The sequence below is a fragment of the Flavobacterium sp. 103 genome, from assembly GCF_003096795.1.
GTDB lineage: Bacteria > Bacteroidota > Bacteroidia > Flavobacteriales > Flavobacteriaceae > Flavobacterium.
The window spans coordinates 890,101-909,264 of record NZ_QENX01000001.1; the positions used below are offsets into that span (position 1 = coordinate 890,101).

Genomic DNA, 19,164 nt, shown 5'->3' on the forward strand with positions numbered 1-19,164 from the left:
AATTTTAAGCCTCAACATTCAAAAATTCCATTCGAACGCTTCCGTCTTCATCAATTTTTGTCAAATTGATTTCGTGCAAAGTGTTAACCAATTCCGGGTTCCAAGGTGTTTTCACTTTTACGTAATTCTCGGTAAAACCGTGAATATAACCTTCCTTATTTTCACTTTCAAAAAGTACGGTTCTATTGGTTCCCAGCTGGCTTTCATAAAAAGCACGACGTTTTTTAACAGATAAACCTCGTAACATTTTACTGCGTTTGGCACGAACGTTTCCGGGAACAACACCTTCCATTTCAGCAGCTTCTGTATTATCACGCTCCGAATAAGTAAAAACATGCAAATACGAAATATCCATGTCATTCAGGAAATGATAGGTTTCCAAGAAATGCTCGTCAGTTTCTCCCGGAAATCCAACAATCACATCCACACCTATACAAGCATGTGGCATCACTTCCCTAATTTTGTTCACTCTTTCGGTATAGACTTCACGCAAATAACGGCGTTTCATTAACTTCAAAATATCATTGCTTCCCGATTGCAGCGGAATGTGAAAATGAGGTACAAAAGTTCTGCTTTTAGAAACAAATTCAATCGTCTCATTTTTCAAGAGATTAGGCTCAATCGAAGAAATACGCAATCTTTCAATTCCTTCAACTTCGTCTAATGCCTTAACCAATTCCAGAAAAGTATGTTCGTGTTTTTTATTCCCAAACTCTCCTTTTCCATAATCACCAATATTCACACCCGTCAGGACAATTTCTTTGATGTTTTGTTTCGAAATTTCGTAGGCGTTCTTCAATACATTTTCCAATTCATCGCTTCTCGAAATTCCACGCGCCAAAGGAATTGTGCAATAGGTACATTTATAATCACAACCATCCTGAACTTTTAAAAAAGCACGTGTTCTGTCCCCAATCGAATAACTGCCTACATAAAAATCGGCTTCGGCTATCTCACACGAATGCACTTCACCAAAATCATTCTTTGACAAATCATTGATATAATCTGCTAGTTTGAATTTTTCAGTCGCTCCAAGAACCAAATCAACTCCATCAACATTGGCCAATTCTTCTGGTTTCAACTGTGCATAACAACCTACCGCAGCGACAAAAGCCTTATCGTTCAACTTCATTGCCTTGCGCACCACTTGTTTGAATTGCTTATCGGCATTTTCTGTAACCGAACAAGTATTGATTACATACATATCAGCCACTTCCTCAAAATCAACTCGGTCAAAACCTTCATCTTCCAAATTACGTGCAATGGTTGATGTTTCCGAAAAATTCAGTTTGCAACCAAGCGTGTAAAAAGCAACTTTTTTTCTATTCTCCATAATTAACCTTAAATTAATGAAATCGTTGTCAAAAAATTTAAGTGCGCAAATTTACGAACAAAAATTTACACTGTAAAGCCGATGATTATTTATATTCATATCATTTCCAACCGTTAGGCACAATAACATGATATTGTCATTTAAACTAATGATGTTATGCACTTTAAAAAAGCTTTATTTTTCTCTTCAAGGTTTTGTTCTTATTTAATTAAATACTAATTTCACAATTCCAAAAACAATTCAACGGCACTAACTTTATCTTATACCAAATAAAGCTCCTGTGTTCCGTTATTCGAAATTTCAAAAACTAATTATTTTAAAAAAATAATTTAGTAGGAAAGTAATAATATATGATTTTATCTGTTTAAAACATGGATTAAATTATTAGTGACATTACATTTCTTGTAATTGAATTTACCTTAATCTTTAGAGGAATCATACTTAAGAAACAAAAAACATACTATTAACAACAATAAATGGGATCGCCGAAAACCATAAAGAGTAGGTCAATATTAAATAAACAAAAACAAAATGAAATCGTTCTGCCTCACAATCTCCCTACTATTCATTACACTTTGCTCACAAGCTCAAAATGCCCCATCAATAGCGACTAAAAATCCTTTCCCAACAATCAGTACTTTGACTGCATGGGCTAGTTATAATTCACAAGAAAAATTCAATCTTGATATCAGAAGTCTTGGTTTTAAATTTGAAGAAAAATCAGTTGAAACGGCATCAACTGCCTATACTTATATCAGGAAAGTTTCGGTGGACAACATCAACTATACGGACAGAATCGTTTACAGAATCGCTAACGATAACTCAGCAAGCATAATTTCATTGGTTACCGCTTCTACCGATTTAGTTTCTTTTTACACTCCACAATTGACAGGTTATAAAACAGGAAAATGTGACAACGAAATGTCAAAAGACAAGAAAACAACTTGTACTTGTTATGACAATGGTAAATTCAACATCGATGTATGTGACGAAAGGGTAAAACTTACGATGGGTGACGGAAATAATTATTTTATTTCGGTTGCTAAAAAATAAAAAAACAATGTGGTAGGTACGTTTCCACACAACTACAAAAAACCCATAAAAAATCCGTCTCATTCAACAACGAGACGGATTTTTAATTTTGTAAAAAAGGTTTTTTTATAAATTTGGATTTTTCATTTCATATGAAGTTAATATTTGTTTTTTATTGGAATATGGTATCGCCATTCTTCATTCAAATTTACGATTTGGAATCATGGTGATTTCATACCAAACTTCTTCTTCTCCATCGTATTCAAAGGAATTGACATAATGCATTCCCAGTTTTTCCAGTATATGTCTTGAACCTTTATTTCCTGCATCTGCGTAAGCATAAAGAACTTCCACTTTCATTTCATTAAAGGCAAAATCAACAAAAGCCAATCCAGCTTCGGTAGCATACCCTTTCCCCCAATGCTTTTGTATAAAACGATACCCTATCTCATAAAAATTTTGATGATTATTGATAGTCTCTTTAATCACTTTTATACCGGACCAGCCAATAAATTCATTGGTTTCCTTAAGGATTACAGCCCAACGACCAATACCGTTATCTACATATTGCTTTCTTATATTTTGAACCATTAGCCTACTTTCATCAATATGCTTTACAGGCTTATTTCCTAAAAAACGATGCACTTCAGGATTCGAATCCAATTCGAACATTCCTTCATCATCTGAAGCAATCATTTCCCTTAATATCAACCTTTCGGTTTCTATATAGGATTTCATTAATTTAAATTTAAAATATAACGCTTGATTACCTCGGCAACTCCATGATCATTATTGGAAGCGACAATTAAATCGGCTTTATCTCTTAATTCTGGAGTCACATTGTCCACCCAAACACCTAAACCAGCATATTCTACCATTGTCAAATCATTTCCTGCATTTCCAACGGCAATAATTTCACTTTGCTGAATATCTAATTTCTCAGCCAATTTTTTCAGACTGTAGGCTTTATCTATTCCCTGTTGGGCGACTTCAAGAAAGAAAGGCTTTGACATCGACACACTCAAATGTGGCATGGCCAGTTTCAAATCATCTTCAACTGTTTTTAGATAGGATGGTTCTTCAAGCAGAATACATTTCACAGCATTCGATTGTACAGCGCCTTTAAAGCTCACTACTTTATTATGTGCCAAACCTGTAATATGTTTTTCAATATCTATATATTCCGAATCGGTTTCACTGACAATTTCATCATTTACATAAGTAATGATATGTGTTTTACTTTTTAAACTATAGTCATACAATTCATGGATTTGTTCCTTGGTCAAGGTTTGCTCAAAAAGAACTTTATCTTCTTTCAGATCTGTAATTACAGCTCCATTGTAGGACAGCATAAATGAATTATAATAGTCCATCTTCAACTCTTTAGCATAAGCTGTCATCGCAGAAGTGGGCCTTCCTGATGCCAAAACCACATATACTCCCAATTCCTGGGCTTTAAAAATCATTTCTTTATTCTCATCTGATATGGTATGGTCGTCGGTCAACAACGTGTCATCCATATCCAAAACAAGCATTTTGTATTTTACTTCTTTCATTATATAAATTTTCGGCTAATAAATTATAAATTAATAAATTACAATTATTATGCCATTAAAAAACCCTGACACTAATAAGTCTCAAGGTTTAAAAAAAATCATTCTATTCAATTAGATATTCAACCTAAATTCTTCGATAACCGGATTTGCTTTTGCAAAATCAGTTTCCTGGATAAAAACCTCAACAGCTGCGTCTAAGTTTGGAAAACCTGACATTCTAGCCGATTGAACATTATTTTTAACTGTAGTTTCCACTCCAACGGCTTCAATTTTTTCTTGTAAAGCCAATGCCAAAATTTCACTTCCCGAAAATACTTTCATTAATCCCATGATGCTTTTATTTTTTTAAATTATTATTATATCAAATCATTAAACTAAAAGCACCTTAAAACCTGTCCGTTCGGAGTTCCGCTTCCTGTCTTCTGATCTATTATTATTTTTTACTCCTCCTCGTCATCATCAATTTCTTCGTCTTCTTCTTCAAAATCATCTACGTCTGGATTTACTGATTCTTCTTCTTCTAAATCCTCCTCGTCTTCGTCATACTCTTCCTCAAAATCGAAAACATAAGGCTCCAACAACATTTTATCGGCCAAGATTTCAATTCGTTCGGTCAATTGGTCAGTAAAAATAATGCGTTGCGTTTTGGCTATACTATTTGAGATTCGCATGATTTTTGTTTCATGACGTAATTTCAAAATCGGGTCTGCATCATCAAGAATAAACATTCTCAATCGGTTTACATTATATCCCGCTGTGGTAAACATATCACTCAATTTATTTGGAGTTCCAATAAGAACATCAATTCCTGTCGAAATATAGTTTTTATCATATTCCATATCGCCTTTATCATGAACACCATATACTCTCAAGTTGGTGAATTTTCCAAACTTCTCGAAAAGTTCTTCCATTTCAAGAACCTTAGTTTTGTCTTCAACGATAATTAAGGCACGAGGTGATTCTTCACCTTCACAAACCAATTGCTGAATTACATTCATCACAATAGTTGTTGATTTTCCCGAACCTTTTGGCGAAACAATAATTGCATCTGCACCACTTTTTATAGTCGAAAAAGTTTCTTTTTGCATCTCATTAGCTTCAGTCAACCCGCTATCAATTAAGGCTTCTTGCAATACTTGATTTATTTTCTTTAGTTTCATTTTTTTTAGTAATTAGGCATAAGACATAAGCCAAAAGCTAATGAATTATTACATAAAATATTCTTGTTTTTTATTTTACTTTATTTACTGGCAAAAGCTTTAACATCACTTTCGGAAATTTCGTTTCCACCAAGGATTATCAAACGTTCTACCACGTTTCTCAATTCACGAATATTACCCGTCCAATCGTATTCTTGCAATAAACGAATGGCTTCTACTGAAAAATGCTTTACCGCATTACCTTGTTCGATTGCAATTTTATTTGTAAAATGCTCAATCAAAGAAGGAATATCTTCCCTCCTATCATTTAAGGAAGGAACTTTTATGAGAATTACAGCCAAACGATGGTATAAATCTTCTCTAAAACGGCCTTCTGCAATTTCAGTTTTTAAATCTTTATTGGTGGCAGCTATAACACGCACATCAATTTTTATATCACTGTCTGCTCCTACTCTTGTTATGATTCCTTCTTGTAAAGCTCTCAAAACTTTGGCTTGGGCTGACAAACTCATATCACCTATTTCATCCAGAAAAATAGTTCCTTTATTGGCTGCTTCAAATTTTCCTGCGCGATCTTTTACCGCCGAAGTAAAAGCGCCTTTTGTATGGCCAAACAATTCACTTTCTATCAATTCACTTGGTATGGCAGCACAATTTACTTCTACCATTGGAGCGCTTGAGCGATCGCTTTTGTCATGCAATTGATGGGCAACCAATTCTTTTCCGGTTCCATTTGGTCCGGTAATCAAAACTCTTGCATCGGTTTTAGCTACTTTATCAATCATGACTTTCACCAGATTGATTGGTTCGCTATCTCCAACTATTTCATATTTTTTACTGACTTTCTTCTTCAGAATTTTATTCTCAACAACCAGTTTTTTCTTGTCCAATGCATTTCGGACAGTATTTAGCAATCGGTTTAAATCAGGTGGTTTTGAAATATAATCAAAAGCCCCAAGACGCATGGTATTGATTGCCGTTTCCATATCACCATGCCCTGATATCATTACGATGGGAATTTCGGTATCGATCTTTTTTACGGCTTCAAGCAATTCAACGCCATCCATTTTTGGCATTTTTATGTCACATAAAACCAAATCATAGTCGTTTTCTTTTATTTTTTCAAGTCCTATAACACCATCTTCGGCTACATCAACTTCATAAGACTCATTTTCTTCGCAAAGTATTTTGGCTAATACTCTCCTGATGGCTTCTTCATCTTCGATAATTAGAATTTTCGACATAAATAACTTTTTTATTTTGGCTTTATAACTTAACTATTGAAATAATCTTTAGTATTTCAACCATTTATACAACTCTTTCCAACTCGGCTTTTTTCCATACATCAAAATTCCAACACGGTAAATTTTGGCAGCAAACCAAACTACACCAAAAAACGTGGCGAACAACAAAGATACGGAAATTGCAATTTGCCACCACGGTACTCCAAAAGGAATACGCATTAACATTACTATTGGTGATGTTAATGGTATCATTGAAAAAACAACGGCGATAGTTCCATGCGGATCATTAATAACCGTAAAAAAACCAATATAAACACTAAGCATCAACGGCATTATGATAGGCAAAAGAAATTGCTGCGAATCAGTTTGATTGTCTACAGCAGCTCCAATTGCGGCATAAAAAGAACTATAAAGAAAATATCCTCCAATAAAATAAACCACAAAACTGATCAAAATACTGGCGATAGGCAGATTCCATAATTCTTTGATATACATTTGGGCAGTTCCTGAAAATTCTTGCCGAGCAACATGCATCATTTCTGGAGAAACTCTAGACGTTGGACCGATATTGACACCAAAAAATGCAGAGGCAGCAAACATCAATGACAAACCGATAACAGTCCAAATTAAAAATTGCAGTAAACCTGCCAATGAAGTTCCGATAATTTTTCCCATCATAAGTTGAAAGGGTTTCACCGAAGAAATGATAATTTCTACAATACGATTCGTTTTTTCTTCAATTACAGAGCGCATCACCATATTTCCGTAAATGATTATGAACATCATAATAAGGTAACCAAATGCACCACCTATTGCAATTTTTATTTCGTTAAGCCCTTTGATACTTTCTTCACCAGATGCTTTCGATAGATTCAAAACCACTTCAGCCTTGGCATTTTTTATTGCCAAAGTGTCCAAATGAGCCATTTCGAGATTATTTTTGGTCAACTTATCGGCAATAATTCCTTGGGCTTTTTCGATAAAAATAATACTGGGGCTATTATTGGAAATCAATTGAATTTTATTTTCCAAATCTTTGTTAGTGGTCGTTTTGGGAACATAAAGTAAGGCTTCAAAATCTTCTTTAGCAATACTGTCTTTAAGAGCGTGAACATCAATTGCCGACAAATCCAGATATCTGTATTCACTGTCTTTATTATTTTGAGAAATGAACTCGTTGACAAATAAACCCGATTCATCGTGAATTGCGACACGTTTCGTTTCGGCTTTCATAGAACTTAGATACGCTACAAAACCCGCAATCGCAACAAACAGCAGTGGGCTTAAAAAAGTCATGACAATAAATGACTTATTGCGAACTTTGGCAATAAACTCTCTTTTTATGATTAATGAAATAATGCTCATTTATATAGATTATTCGATTTTTAGAATATTTGATTATTTGATCATTCGATAGATGGATTGTTGGATTGTTGATTTTTAATCGAAAAGTATAAAAATCAAATAATCTAGAAATCCAATTAATCTATCCTGTTACTGTTTGAATAAAAATATCATTCACGCTTGGAATTTTTTCGACAAAATGCATAACCTGACCGCGTTGAGACAAGACATTCAGCAATTCGTTTGGTGTGGCATTCCCAAGTTGGATTTCCAATTTTATTTCATCATTCAAGGATTTAAAATTGGCTTGGCCTACTTTAAATTTTTGGGTAATGTCAAACATCAAGCCTTCTACATTGTCAGACAGAATACCAACTTCAAAACTATTGGTCTTGAATTTTCTTTTTACATCAATAAGCTTGCCTTCTATTAGCTTATTCGATTTGTGGATGAGTGCAATATGGTCACACAATTCTTCCACACTTTCCATTCTATGGGTAGAAAAAATAATCGTGGCACCATCGTCTTTCAATGCCAAAATTTCATCTTTAATCACATTGGCATTTACAGGGTCGAATCCAGAAAAAGGCTCATCAAAAATCAATAGTTTTGGTTTGTGCAAAACGCAAACCACAAACTGGATTTTCTGTGCCATTCCTTTCGATAATTCTTGAATTTTTTTATTCCACCACCCTTGAATCCCCAAGCGATCAAACCAATATTCGAGTTGTTTTTTGGCTTCGGCTTTGGACAATCCTTTCATTTGTGCCAAATACAAACATTGCTCGCCCACTTTCATAGTGCTGTACAAACCTCTTTCTTCAGGAAGATATCCAATGTGTTGTATGTGTTTGGGTTGAAGCTTTTCACCATCAAGGATGATTTCGCCACTGTCTGGCATCGTAATTTGGTTGATAATTCGAATTAGTGAAGTTTTTCCTGCTCCATTTGGGCCTAAAAGCCCATATATACTTCCTTTAGGAACGGTCAATGAAACTTCGTTAAGCGCTACATAATCACCATATTGCTTTACGACTTTATTTACTTCAAGTATATTACTCATGCTATTTTTTTAATTGGCGTAAAAGTAAATAATTTCGAGCCTAAATTCTCTTAATTATACATTAATACCATTCAAAATTAGAATTTACCCTAATAAAATGTTCTTTTTTCCTTTCTTCGTCAAAATAAAAAGATACCGTAGCGATGCTATGCTTTATTTTTCTTTTTCGAATAAAGAAAAAAATCTAAATTTTCTTTACGGCAAATTCTAACTTTAAATGGTATAAAAAACCCATCCTTAACGAATAAAGGATGGGTTTGTATTTTATTGTTTCTAAAAGTTATGAAAACATATCTTTCACTTTTTCGAAAAATGATTTTTCCGATTTCTCCGGGTTTGGAGTAAAGTTATCATCTGTTAGCGCTTTTTCAAAAAACTGTTTTTGCTCTTTGTTTAAAGTTTTTGGAGTCCAAACATTTACGTGTACCAATAAATCACCACTTCCGTAACCATTGATACTTGGAATACCTTTTCCTTTTAATCTCAAGATTTTTCCAGATTGAATTCCTTCTTCCAGTTTGATTCTTACTTTTCCGTTTACGGCATCAATATCTTTTGAAATTCCAAGAACGGCTTCTGCGAAACTAATATATAAATCGTAGTGCAGGTTTTCACCTTCACGTTTCAAGAATTCATGCTCAATTTCTTCAATAACAACAATCAAATCTCCCGGAACACTGTTTCCTGGAGCATCATTTCCTTTACCGGAAACTTTTAATTGCATTCCGTCCACAACACCTGCTGGAATTTTTATAGAAACGGTTTCGTCTTCTACAACCATTCCTTGAGAATCGGCATTGCTTGGTTTTTTGTCCAAAATTTGACCAGAACCACCACAAGTAGGACAAGTTGAAGCCGATTGCATTCTACCCAAAATCGTGTTGGTAACTCTCATTACCTGACCTTGACCATTACAGGTAGAACAGGTTTTATAGGATACACCTGCAGCTTGAACTTTACGTTTTACTTTTACTTTTTTCTCAACACCATTGGCGATTTCTTCCAGAGTCAATTTTACTTTAATACGCAAATTGCTTCCTTTTACGCGACGAGGACCTCCGCCTCCGCCTCCGCCAAATCCGCCGAAACCTCCCCCGAAGATATCTCCAAACTGACTAAAGATATCATCCATATTCATTCCGCCATGACCTCCGCCAAATCCTCCGGAACCGTCAAATGCTTGATGACCATATTGATCGTATTTTGCTTTTTTGGCAGGATCACTCAATACTTCATAAGCTTCGGCAGCTAATTTGAACTTTTCTTCTGCCTCTTTGTCGCCAGGATTCTTGTCAGGATGGTATTTCAATGCACTTTTTCTGTATGCCTTTTTAATTTCAGCAGCATCTGCACCTTTTGAAATGCCTAATATTTCGTAAAAATCTTTTTTCATAATAATTTAAAGTAAATTCCAAATTTTAATCCCGAAGGTTTCAGGATCAAATTCCAACCGTTCAACACATTAGAATTTAGGATTTGCAATTTGATTTTTTAGTTACCAATTACCACTTTTGGGAAACGAATAATTTTATCGCCTAGTTTGTATCCTTTTTCAAGAACATCCACAATTTTCCCTTTCATCTTATCTGATGCTGCTGGAATTTGAGTAATTGCTTCAGCAAAATCAGCATCAAATGCATCACCCGCTTTAACATCAACTTGCTCTAATCCTTTGGCCACCAACGTTCCTTTCAGTTTTTCATGAATCAATTCTACGCCTTTGGCTAACAATTCATCTTCCGATTTATTGATTTCAACCATTGCTCTGTCAAAATCATCCAGTACAGGTAACATAGCAAGCAAAACTTCTTGATTAGCTGTTTTAAACAGCTCAATTCTTTCTTTTGTAGTACGTCTTTTGTAATTTTCAAATTCAGCAAATAATCTCAAAAACTTATCTTTTTCTTTAGCTAAGTCTTGTGCTAATTGCTCTTCAACACTTAATTCTTCAATAATAAGTTGCTCACCATTTGCATTATTCTCTAATGTCACGTCATCTATTTCTTGATCGAATTCTGTATTTTCTGTAGTCATATTACTTTTATTTTTAAAAAAATTCTTAAACATAGTTTTATTCATTAGATTCGATTGCAAAAGTACTGCCAAAACTTATAAAATGTCAAATTGTCATCTTTTTTTAAGAATAAAATTTTTCAAAAGAAAATATCATCTAATCTTAGACAAAACTTTAATATAATTTTAAGACTATTACGTTATAGTTTTGTTTAATTTTGGAACAGATTTTTATTCACTCCCCCAAGGATACAACTCTCAAATATTGAAAGTAAGGTTGTTTTCTATATAATTATTAATTCACTATTGCCTTATATCAAAAAAAGCTTCGTTTCTAGTTAACGAAGCTTTTTTTTATTTTAAAAAGACAACCTTATTTTAATCGAATACTCCATTCAAAATCCATTTCAGAAACCTGAACACCTTCTTCATTAGTTCCAATAGATTTCATCCAAAACGTTTGACCTTCACCAGTGGCAATTGCCTTTTGAATTGCTTCTTCTATTAAATGGCCATCTTGGCACTCAAAAGTGATTCGGCCCGTCGCTTTCTTGGAAAAATTAGATTTATTATTAGCCACAAGCATCGATATTTTCTTTCCGCTCTGCTGGATTTTATCAATTACCATTGCTCCTGTTGTCAACTCGGCAGCCATCGCTTGTACGGCAAAATACATAGAATTAAAAGGATTTTGATTAATCCATCTGTGCTTTACGGTTACCACACATTTATCTTTATCTATAGATTTAACTCTAACCCCGCAAATAAAAGCAGAAGGCAATTTGAAAAATATGAATCGATTTAATTTAGATACTGTTAATTCCATGGGATACATTTTTTTGCTAAAATACAAAAAATACTATGCGTACATATAAAAAACCACAATTAGTTTATTCTACCTCTTTTCATCCACTCCAAAATAATTCTACTTTCAATTAAATTATTACTTTCTCAAATCTTTGGGCGTGCCACCACTAGAAAAAGGGGCTAAACAGTAGGAACACATATAGAGCCCCTTTCTCTAGCGCTGTCAGGCTATCCGCGCTACTTCGGTAGCTAGCTCTTATCCTTCACGCTCACTGCTATCAACGTCATAGAGTAACCCAAGTCAATAAATCACTCTTAAATGATGTAATTTTCTTTCAAAATAATCATTTTTTGTTAATATTATGTTAATATACACTACTATGCGATACAAGATACTCTCTTTTGGACATATATTTGTATAAGAAATTACTAGGTAAGTCATTTAATCAATTTCTGTCATCAATCATCACCCGAGGCGTAGCCGAATTGTTTGGAGCGTAGCGGAAAAAATCAAAAAACGTAATCAAAAAATCAAAAAAAATGGAAACTTCAACCGAAAGAAACATTGCCGCATTTACACACTTGAGCACTTTTAGCCAATATATTATTCCGTTTGGAAATTATATATTTCCAATTATCCTTTGGACATCCAAAAAAGAGCAATCGGAATTTGTTGACCACAATGGTAAACAAGCTTTGAATTTTCAATTGAGTATTTTAATTTACTCTTTGGTATTAGCCATGATTGCCATTCCGGTATTTTTATATACCGTTTTGAAAAACATCTCATTCAATGATTTGGTAAACAACAACGATATTATTTTTGAAAATTTTGATTATGGTAACAGCATCGGAATTTTGACAGTGGGTGTTTTAGCACTTTTTGTATTTGCCTGTATGAAAATAGCCGAATTCTTTTTAGTCATTTATGCTTCAATCAAAGCATCTAATGGAGAGGAATATAGCTATCCTTTGACAATATCTTTCCTTAAATAATAAAGCATCATGCTCAAATCAGCATTGAATTAAATATAGAAACATAATATCACAAAATAAATTAATCATTCAATCATCAATCAAAAATGAACAGTTTCATCAACAAATCTAATCAACTCAAATTAAAAAATTATGAACATTGAAAACACAAAAGCCCAGATGCGTAAAGGTGTTCTTGAGTTTTGTATCTTATCCGTATTAAAAGAGAAAGACGCTTATACCTCAGAAATATTAGACACTTTGAAAAACGCTAAATTGTTGGTCGTGGAGGGAACCATTTATCCGCTCTTAACTCGATTAAAAAATGACGGATTGCTCAACTATCGTTGGGAAGAATCCACATCGGGACCACCTAGAAAATATTATGGTTTGACAGAAATTGGACAAACCTTTTTAAGAGAACTAGATGGCACATGGACGGAATTGTCCGATGCCGTAAACCTAATAACCAACCAAAAATAATAGTCATGAACAAAACTGTAAATATAAATCTAGGCGGAATGTTCTTCCATATTGATGAAGATGCATACCAAAAATTAACCCGTTATTTTGACGCTATAAAACGATCGTTGTCAAAATCATCTGGACAGGAAGAAATCATCAAAGATATCGAAATGAGAGTTTCGGAATTATTGACAGAAAAACAAAAAACAGAAAAACACGTAGTTACAATTAGAGAAGTAGACGAAGTTATTTCCGTTATGGGACAACCTGAGGATTACATTATCGAAGAAGATGGTCCAACTTCAAATGACAACAGAGACTTTTCAGCTCCCAGACATACTAAAAAATTATACCGTGACAAAGAAAACGGAATGATTGGTGGTGTTGCCACAGGTTTAGGACATTATTTTGGAATTGATGCCGTTTGGTTAAAAATCATGTTCTTAATATTTGTTTTTGCTGGATTTGGAACTGGAATTTTAGCATACATTATCCTTTGGATCGTAACTCCAGAAGCGATAACAACATCTGAAAAACTAGAAATGACAGGAGAGCCTGTTACAATTTCAAATATTGAAAAGAAGGTTCGTGAGGAGTTCGAAAATGTTTCAGGGAAAATAAAAAATGCTGATTACGATAAATTTGGAAATCAAGTTAAGTCAGGAGCTGAAAAAATAGGAAGCGGTCTAGGAGATTTCATCATGACAGTTTTTAAAATTTTTGCCAAATTCTTAGGAGTGATTTTAATAATGTCTGGTTTAGCCGTATTAGTTATGCTTTTTATTGGGGTTTTCACATTGGGGACTAGCGTCTCTATGAATTTTCCTTGGCAAAGTTTTGTGGAAGCTGGTAATTTTACCGATTATCCAATCTGGTCTTTTGGTCTATTAATGTTCCTTGCTGTTGGTATTCCTTTCTTTTTCATGACTTTATTAGGCTTTAAATTATTGGCCCCTAATATGAATTCTATTGGAAATATTGCAAAATACACACTATTAGCCCTTTGGTTAATCGCTGTTTCAATTGCAATTTCAATAGGAATAAAACAAGCCACTGCATTTGCCGTAAACGGTAGATCGGTTCAAAAAGAGACACTCAATCTAAAACCAACAGATACACTTCTAATTAAATTCAAACACAATGATTATTTTGCAAAGAATGTAAATGATCGAAATGATTTTATGATTACAAAAGATTCATCGAATAATGATATTATTTACTCAAATCAAGTGAGTATCAGAATTGAAAAATCGGATGAAAAGTATGCTTACATACAAATCGAAAAAGAAGCCAAAGGAAAATCATTGTCTGAAGCTAAGAAAAGAGCTGATGCTATTAGATACAGCTATAAAATTGTGGGTAATCAATTGATATTTGACAACTATTTAATCACCGATTTGAAAAACAAATTTCGCGATCAGGAAATCGAAATCACTGTGTTTCTAACAAAAGGCACCTTATTGAAACCTGACGAATCTATGTCAAATTATGACCGTACAGATGGTGATTCCTTTTTGTGGCATGCTGATTCAACTAATGAAATTTTCAGAGTAGAGGACAACAAAATAAAATGTATCAATTGTCCTGAAGATGACAATGATGATAGCGATGATAATGACAATGACAATGAAACTAATGTAACCATCACTAAAAACGGTGTTACTATTGAAAGTGATTCTGTTGTTAAAACAAAAAAAGAATTTAAAGAATTGAAAATCAACAAAGACGGTATAATCATTAAAACTGAATAAGTAAAAATGAAAACCATTCAATCTTTTGCAGTACTTATTTTTGGAATATCTGCCTTGGCTGTTAATGCTCAAAACAAACTTACAATTGAATGTAAACCGCAGCATCCGCTGAAAGAGAAAATCAATGAACAACAATACAGTTTGAATTTTGATTTTGTTATAGAAAACCAATCAACGGATAGCCTTAAATTAACCAGGCTAGAGATATCTGCTTTTGACAAACAAAACAAGCTTATCCAACAAAAATTTTTGGATAATAATGGTACAGCCCCAAGTATAAACACTATTCCAAACATTGAATGGAATAGTGTTTCAAGAAAAATGCTTTTTAATCCTTTTCCGGATCTAAATAGTATAACTGATAAACTGGAATATACATTTGTTTTCAATGATAGTATTGAGATTAAAAAAGTAGTTATTCCTACAGATTATGAACAAAAGTCGGATTTTAATCTGCCTCTAAAAAACAAAATACTTGTGTATGACGGGCATGATTTTTATTCACATCACAGGCGTTTTGACTACGAATTTGCTCCTATTAAACAATTAGGTTTTACTGGAAACTTCATGAGATACGCTTATGATTTTGTAGTAGTTGATTCTGAAGGAAAAAAGTTTCTTTCAAAGGGAGAAAACGACACAGACTGGTTTGGTTTTGGAACTGATGTTTTGGCTGTTGCCGATGGTGAAATTGCAGCTATCGAAACGAATAAAAAAGACGATAAAACTTTTGACATTCCATCATTAAAAGATAATCCATTAACTTTATATGGAAATTATATTGTTATAAAACACAATGATAATTTGTACAGTATATATGGACATCTAAAAAGTCAAAGTGCAATTGGAATGAAAGTGGGGGATAAAATAAAGAAAGGACAGAAAATTGCTTCTATTGGAACTTCTGGTAGTTCATTCTTTCCTCATCTGCATTTTGAAGTTCGAAATTCTATCAATCATCAGGCGGAAGGACTTCCATCCTATTTTAAAAATTATTATTTAATTCTTGGTTCAAACAAAAAAGAGGCAACAACACACACCATTACAACCGGTGATATTATTCAATCAAAATAAAATCAATAGCCATGATAAAAGTCATCACATTAATCACCCAATTTATTATTGTTGCATTAACAGCTTTGCTTTTTGGGTCATGCAATCAACTTGGAGAAATAAATGCCATTACAGGAAGCGGTCATGTAACTACAGAAAAAAGAACAGTTACTGGCGATTTTAAAAACGTAGAAGTAAGCAATGCTTTAGACCTTGTTATAGAACAATCAGACAAAACAGAAATCATTGTCGAAGCTGATGATAATTTACAGAAAGAAATCACCATAAAAGTAGAAAATGGAGTACTGGTTATTTCTTGTAAATCGGGTAACTTTATCAATGTTTCCTCAAAAAAAATCACAGTAAAAATGCCTGTTATTGAAGGAATTGAAGCCTCATCTGCTTCAACTGTCAATTCTAACACTACACTAAAAGGAAGCAACCTTACTTTGGAGTCATCAAGTGCTGCCAATATTAACCTCACAGCCGAATATGAAAGTGTTCAATTGACAGGTAGTAGTGCAAGTAATCAAACCATCAAAGGAAAGGCATTACATATTGAAGTATCAGCTTCGAGCGCAAGTGTAATCAACACTACTGATTTAATGGCAAACGAAGTGGTAGCCAATTCATCCAGTGGTGGATCGATAACGGCTCATCCTATTGTAAACCTAAAAGCTGAGGCTTCCAGCGGTGGAAACATTACCTATAACGGAACACCAAAATCGATTCAAAAAGAAGAGAATTCAGGAGGAAGTATCCGTCAAGAATAAGTAACTCAATCTTAAAAACATTCACTAACAACGAATGTTTTTTTTTAATTAAAAATCATAATTATTAACCATTAATTTACTACTAATAATACAGACGTTCACACATAAAATCATCAATCAAATCAATCACATCATGAGAAAAAATCAATTCAAAGCTAGTTTTTTAGCTTTAGTTTTAGGAGGCATGTGTCTTCAGGCACAGGAACAGTCCACCACAGCGGGAGCGAATGTTAAGCCAACATCAAAGTATAACTATCACGATGCTTTTGCTCCCAACTTTTACACTAAAAATGGTACTGACACACATTCAGCCAGTGGACAGCCTGGAGCAAAATATTGGCAAAACAAAGCCGATTATCAATTAACTGCTACCTTGAATGAGAAAAATAACGAAATTATTGCCACGGAAATTTTAACCTATACTAACAATAGTCCTGATAAAATTTCTTTTTTATGGATGAACGTTGATCAAAATTTGTATAAAAACAACTCTCGAGGGAAAGCAGTAATTCCTGTAACTGGTAACCGTAATGGAGACAAAGGGCAAATATTTGACGGGGGTCATAAAATAAAATCAATAAAAGTAGTTACGCTTCAAAATGGCAAAACCGTTGAGAAAGTAGTACAATTTGAGATAATCGATACCCGAATGCAGGTTTTTCTTCCACAGGATCTAAATTCAAATGGAGGAACTATAAAACTTAAAATGGAGTTTTCATTTATTTCTCCAGATTTTGGCTCAAACAGAATGGGTGTGTTGGAAACAAAAAACGGAAAAATCTTCACTATAGCGCAATGGTACCCTAGAATGTGTGTCTATGACGATGTTAAGGGATGGAACAGCTTACCCTATCTTGGTTCTGGTGAATTTTATCTTGAGTATGGCGATTTTGATGTTACAATTACAGCTCCCTCAAATCACATTGTTGTTTGCTCTGGTGAATTGACAAACCCTTCCGAAGTATATACCCCTGAACAACAAAAACGTTGGGCTACTGCATCACAAAGTGACAAAACAGTAATCATCCGTTCGGCAGAAGAAGTTTCCAATACAACTTCAAGACCTACCGGAAAATCTACATTGAACTGGCATTTTAAAATTAAAAACGCACGTGATGTTTCATGGGCCTCTTCATCGGCATTTATTATTGATGCTGCAAAAATCAATTTGCCAAGCGGTAAAAAATCATTAGCCATTTCTGCATACCCAGTCGAAAGCTCAGGTCAAGAAGCCTGGAGTCGCGCCACTGAATACACAAAATCATCAATCGAAAATTACTCTAAACGCTGGTTTGAATACCCTTACCCTACAGCTGTTAATGTAGCCGGCAACGAGGCTGGAATGGAATATCCCGGAATCGTTTTTTGCGATTGGAAATCAAAAGGTGAAGATTTATGGAGCGTAACCGATCATGAATTTGGTCATGGCTGGTTCCCTATGATTGTAGGTTCTAACGAACGTTTATTTGCCTGGATGGACGAAGGATTCAACACCTTTATCAACACACTAAGCTCTGATGATTTCAATAACGGAGAATACAAATCCCGTCCGAGAAACTTGCAAAAAAAGGCTAAAGTACTATTCAAACCCGAATTAGAGCCTATTATGACTGCACCAGACGGAATGAAGGAAGGAAATATGGGAATATTGGCATACGAAAAACCAGCTTCGGGATTAACTGTCTTACGCGAACAGGTATTAGGGGAAGACCGTTTCGACAAGGCTTTTAGAACTTACACAGAGCGTTGGGCCTTTAAACACCCAACACCAGATGACTTTTTTCGAACAATGGAGAACGTTTCCGGAGAAGATCTTAATTGGTTTTGGAGATCTTGGTTCGTAAATAATTGGCAATTGGATCAAGGAATTACAAAAATCAAATATTTTAAAAACGATCCTAAGTTAGGCGCAATTATTTCAATCGAAAATTTAGAAAAAATGGCTATGCCAGTTGTTTTGGAAATTAAAACCAAAAGTGGTGCCATTAGTCGCGTACAACTTCCTGTAGAAATTTGGCAACGCAATACAACATGGGCATTTAAGAACGCCTCTACCGAAGAAATTGATACCATTACCATAGACCCTGATCACGTTTTTCCTGATATAAATACAGCAAATAATGTTTGGAGTGCTGACAAAAGTGAGTTAGAGAAAGCAGTAATTTTAGATAGTTATTTAGGTAACTACACAAGTAAACAACTTCCTGTAAAGCTAAGTTTCACTGAAGAAAACGGAACTCTTACAGGAACACCTGAAGAAGGTCAGGGTTCAGCCATTTCTTTTGAAAGTATTGGTAAAGATAAATTTGGCTCTGAAAGAGAAGGTGGTATTGAAATTCAATTTAACGAAGCTAAAAATGAATTTACATTAAAAATAGAAAGTCAAAATTTCTTATTTACAAAGGCATAAAACTAAGTTCAACAGTGTTATCTAATCAAAATAACTAGTGTTACTCATCTAAATTCTGCTTTTATATCACAAAAAGTTAAAAACAGGATTGTTTATGAATCTGACATTGGCCGATACTTAAATAACCTGTTAGAATTATATTAAAATTCAAAAAATCATCCATCAAAAATGGGTGATTTTTTTAT

The 19,164-nt window shown here is 34.1% G+C and carries 18 protein-coding genes; 7 read left to right on the forward strand and 11 right to left on the reverse strand.

What is annotated here, in order from left to right; genetic code table 11:
- Positions 1-4: 4 nt before the first annotated feature.
- Positions 5-1,333, reverse strand: a complete 1,329-nt coding sequence (gene mtaB / locus C8C85_RS03630) for a tRNA (N(6)-L-threonylcarbamoyladenosine(37)-C(2))-methylthiotransferase MtaB (RefSeq protein WP_116795873.1) — start codon at positions 1,331-1,333, stop codon at positions 5-7.
- 531 nt (positions 1,334-1,864) lie between these two features.
- On the opposite strand from mtaB, the gene C8C85_RS03635 reads away from it, so the two are divergent.
- Positions 1,865-2,386, forward strand: a complete 522-nt coding sequence (locus C8C85_RS03635) for a hypothetical protein (protein WP_116795874.1) — start codon at positions 1,865-1,867, stop codon at positions 2,384-2,386.
- A 177-nt stretch (positions 2,387-2,563) separates the two neighbouring features.
- On the opposite strand, the gene C8C85_RS03640 is transcribed toward C8C85_RS03635, so the two are convergent.
- The 10 genes from C8C85_RS03640 to C8C85_RS03685 form a co-directional block, all read right to left on the reverse strand.
- Entirely contained in the window at positions 2,564-3,103 is a 540-nt protein-coding gene (locus C8C85_RS03640; protein WP_116795875.1) for a GNAT family N-acetyltransferase, read from the reverse strand.
- Positions 3,103-3,921, reverse strand: coding sequence for a Cof-type HAD-IIB family hydrolase (locus tag C8C85_RS03645; RefSeq protein WP_116795876.1), 819 nt, complete (start codon positions 3,919-3,921; stop codon positions 3,103-3,105). Before C8C85_RS03645 ends, C8C85_RS03640 begins: the two co-directional genes overlap by 1 nt.
- Before the next feature lie 111 nt (positions 3,922-4,032).
- Positions 4,033-4,251 carry a putative signal transducing protein gene (locus C8C85_RS03650; protein ID WP_111409502.1) on the reverse strand — a complete coding sequence of 73 codons (219 nt, stop codon included), beginning with the start codon at positions 4,249-4,251 and terminating at the stop codon, positions 4,033-4,035.
- Positions 4,252-4,361: 110 nt separating this feature from the next.
- Positions 4,362-5,081, reverse strand: a complete 720-nt coding sequence (locus tag C8C85_RS03655; RefSeq protein ID WP_116795877.1) for a DEAD/DEAH box helicase — start codon at positions 5,079-5,081, stop codon at positions 4,362-4,364.
- An 80-nt stretch (positions 5,082-5,161) separates the two neighbouring features.
- Positions 5,162-6,325, reverse strand: a complete 1,164-nt coding sequence (locus C8C85_RS03660; protein ID WP_116795878.1) for a sigma-54-dependent transcriptional regulator — start codon at positions 6,323-6,325, stop codon at positions 5,162-5,164.
- A gap of 48 nt (positions 6,326-6,373) precedes the next feature.
- Positions 6,374-7,690 (reverse strand): ABC transporter permease, encoded by a 1,317-nt coding sequence (locus C8C85_RS03665; RefSeq protein ID WP_116795879.1) that lies wholly within the window; start codon positions 7,688-7,690, stop codon positions 6,374-6,376.
- Positions 7,691-7,811: 121 nt separating this feature from the next.
- Entirely contained in the window at positions 7,812-8,732 is a 921-nt protein-coding gene (locus C8C85_RS03670) for an ABC transporter ATP-binding protein (RefSeq protein WP_116795880.1), read from the reverse strand.
- A 280-nt stretch (positions 8,733-9,012) separates the two neighbouring features.
- Positions 9,013-10,125 carry a molecular chaperone DnaJ gene (dnaJ, locus tag C8C85_RS03675; protein WP_116795881.1) on the reverse strand — a complete coding sequence of 371 codons (1,113 nt, stop codon included), beginning with the start codon at positions 10,123-10,125 and terminating at the stop codon, positions 9,013-9,015.
- Positions 10,126-10,223: 98 nt separating this feature from the next.
- Positions 10,224-10,799, reverse strand: a complete 576-nt coding sequence (locus C8C85_RS03680) for a nucleotide exchange factor GrpE (RefSeq protein ID WP_116798358.1) — start codon at positions 10,797-10,799, stop codon at positions 10,224-10,226.
- A 319-nt stretch (positions 10,800-11,118) separates the two neighbouring features.
- On the reverse strand, positions 11,119-11,571 hold the full coding sequence (locus C8C85_RS03685) for a DUF4442 domain-containing protein (RefSeq protein WP_116795882.1): 453 nt from the start codon (positions 11,569-11,571) through the stop codon (positions 11,119-11,121).
- Positions 11,572-12,092: 521 nt separating this feature from the next.
- On the opposite strand from C8C85_RS03685, the gene C8C85_RS03690 reads away from it, so the two are divergent.
- The 6 genes from C8C85_RS03690 to C8C85_RS03715 all read left to right on the forward strand — a co-directional run bounded on the left by C8C85_RS03690 (position 12,093) and on the right by C8C85_RS03715 (position 18,979).
- Positions 12,093-12,548 carry a DUF4870 domain-containing protein gene (locus tag C8C85_RS03690; RefSeq protein WP_116795883.1) on the forward strand — a complete coding sequence of 152 codons (456 nt, stop codon included), beginning with the start codon at positions 12,093-12,095 and terminating at the stop codon, positions 12,546-12,548.
- 132 nt (positions 12,549-12,680) lie between these two features.
- On the forward strand, positions 12,681-13,010 hold the full coding sequence (locus C8C85_RS03695) for a PadR family transcriptional regulator (protein ID WP_111409468.1): 330 nt from the start codon (positions 12,681-12,683) through the stop codon (positions 13,008-13,010).
- Between the two features lie 5 nt (positions 13,011-13,015).
- The gene (locus tag C8C85_RS03700; RefSeq protein WP_116795884.1) at positions 13,016-14,743 is read left to right on the forward strand and encodes a PspC domain-containing protein; all 1,728 of its coding nucleotides are present in this window, start codon (positions 13,016-13,018) and stop codon (positions 14,741-14,743) included.
- Between the two features lie 6 nt (positions 14,744-14,749).
- Complete coding sequence (locus tag C8C85_RS03705; RefSeq protein ID WP_116795885.1) at positions 14,750-15,817, forward strand: M23 family metallopeptidase; 1,068 nt, start codon at positions 14,750-14,752, stop codon at positions 15,815-15,817.
- A gap of 11 nt (positions 15,818-15,828) precedes the next feature.
- Positions 15,829-16,569 (forward strand): head GIN domain-containing protein, encoded by a 741-nt coding sequence (locus C8C85_RS03710; RefSeq protein ID WP_116795886.1) that lies wholly within the window; start codon positions 15,829-15,831, stop codon positions 16,567-16,569.
- Positions 16,570-16,702: 133 nt separating this feature from the next.
- Positions 16,703-18,979 (forward strand): M1 family metallopeptidase, encoded by a 2,277-nt coding sequence (locus C8C85_RS03715; protein ID WP_116795887.1) that lies wholly within the window; start codon positions 16,703-16,705, stop codon positions 18,977-18,979.
- Positions 18,980-19,164 lie beyond the last annotated feature (185 nt).